Here is a 1664-nt window from a genome sequence, read left to right on the forward strand (position 1 = left end):
ACAATTCTTGTATATTTGATTTGCAAGAGGGACATAAAAAGCCGCGTTTAATTCCTTCGTCATAAGCATCAATAGCTTCTCGACAAGGGAAGACAAAACTACATTCGCTGCAACGATATTTCATAGTGACGTATAACGGCCCGCATAACGGGCAAAAATACGTAGGCTAGAATACCAAGCGAAGCGCAGGGAGCCTACGTGTTTTTGTCCCTAGCGAGCGCAGCGAGTGTTAATGCGTTTGTTATACGCAATTTGCCACACCTGTAGCGCATTGCTACAATGTGATAGTGAACTATTAGGAGACATATTATGGCAACCGCGAGCGTAAGACTAGACCAAGATCTAGTTGAGAAAGCTACCATTATGGGCAAAGCACTAAACCGAACGATGCCAAAACAGATTGAGCATTGGGCAAAAATAGGTGAAATGATGGAAGATAATCCTGATTTACCATACGAATTCGTGAAACAGGCAATTATTTCCAAAGCGGAAAAAGAGGCAGGCAAATTGGAGCCTTACGATTTTGGCTAAGATTACGAGTGTTTTACAGACAGCTAATTTTAAGAGAGCAGTAAAGAAGTTACATAAGAATCAGAAAAAAGACTTGGATAAAGCTGTAAAGGAACTGATGGACGATCCTCTTCTAGGAGAACAGAAAAAAGGCGACCTAGCTTTTCTTCGCGTGTACAAGTTCAAGATGGTTAAGCAGTTAACATTACTAGGTTACAGCTACGAGGACGGCACTGTAATACTTGAATTAATAGCTCTTGGTTCACATGAAAACTTTTACCGCGATGTTAAAAAGTTATTCTGACCAATTGCGTATAACACCCCAATAAGGGGCAAATACGTGTACGGCATAATCTGAGGAGGCCGTACACGTATTTGTCCCAACGACTGCAGGGAGTGTGCTTAATTGACTTGTTAGTTACCAAAATACCACACCGCCAAAACTATTAATGCTAAGTAGAAAAGAAACGTAACTACATTAGTAGAAACATCATTAGTGGCCTCGACTAGTACATCAGACTCACTATCTTTGTAGTCCTCATACTTTAAGTTGTGAACATTTAAAGTGCTACCGACGTGTATTTTGATTTCCTTAGCGCCACCACCTAAAGCTAACTCTCTATATGCTCGTTTTTCTATTTGGGTTAGGCCACCTTCCGTTTTCTCCATAGGATGCATTATAACTTTCGGGTTCGGTCGGATGTATTTATTGCTACTGAGTTTTAAGAAGATATGTTTAAGCAGCACCTCCCCAACATAAAAGTCTGAAAGTAATGCTCTAGGATGTGAGAATGGATTTACAGCAACTTCATTTTCCTTCAGAGAGCTTGCAGCAAGCTTGCCTATACCTGAGACAATTTTCTTTCCATTGTCTTTGGTTTGAATCACCACGAGTGGTGAGTCATCAAAAACTGCGTTTGCACTTAAATTAGTGACCTTTATCCGCTTTTCCCACATCTGTACGTATAGGGATTCTGAAAAACGACTTTTAAGACGTGAAAACATCCATTGTTCCTTTGGTGACTAACGCCCCGCATAAAGGGCAGCTGCTTGTGGGCTAAACTTGCGCGTAGCGCCAGCCCACAAGTAGATGTCCGCGCGAACGAAGTGAGTTTTAATGCGTTTGTTAGGTGCTTTCACTGATTTAAATATTG

General features: G+C 41.2%; 3 protein-coding genes. 2 read left to right on the plus strand and 1 reads right to left on the minus strand.

Annotated elements, in window-relative coordinates:
• The first annotated feature begins 309 nt into the window (after window positions 1–309).
• Together CSH92_RS16910 and CSH92_RS16915 are read left to right on the plus strand one after the other, a co-directional pair.
• Window positions 310–531: a TA system antitoxin ParD family protein gene (locus CSH92_RS16910; protein ID WP_012518669.1), complete on the plus strand. Its 222-nt coding sequence runs from the start codon at window positions 310–312 to the stop codon at window positions 529–531.
• Entirely contained in the window at window positions 524–814 is a 291-nt protein-coding gene (locus tag CSH92_RS16915; protein WP_061439355.1) for a type II toxin-antitoxin system RelE/ParE family toxin, read from the plus strand. Before CSH92_RS16910 ends, CSH92_RS16915 begins: the two co-directional genes overlap by 8 nt.
• A gap of 110 nt (window positions 815–924) precedes the next feature.
• Here the strand turns inward: CSH92_RS16915 and CSH92_RS16920 are convergent, their stop codons facing one another.
• Window positions 925–1515, minus strand: a complete 591-nt coding sequence (locus CSH92_RS16920) for a rod shape-determining protein (RefSeq protein WP_100658832.1) — start codon at window positions 1513–1515, stop codon at window positions 925–927.
• Window positions 1516–1664: the final 149 nt, after the last annotated feature.

This window comes from Neoalteromonas flava, assembly GCF_002807685.1.
GTDB lineage: Bacteria > Pseudomonadota > Gammaproteobacteria > Enterobacterales > Alteromonadaceae > Alteromonas_E > Alteromonas_E flava.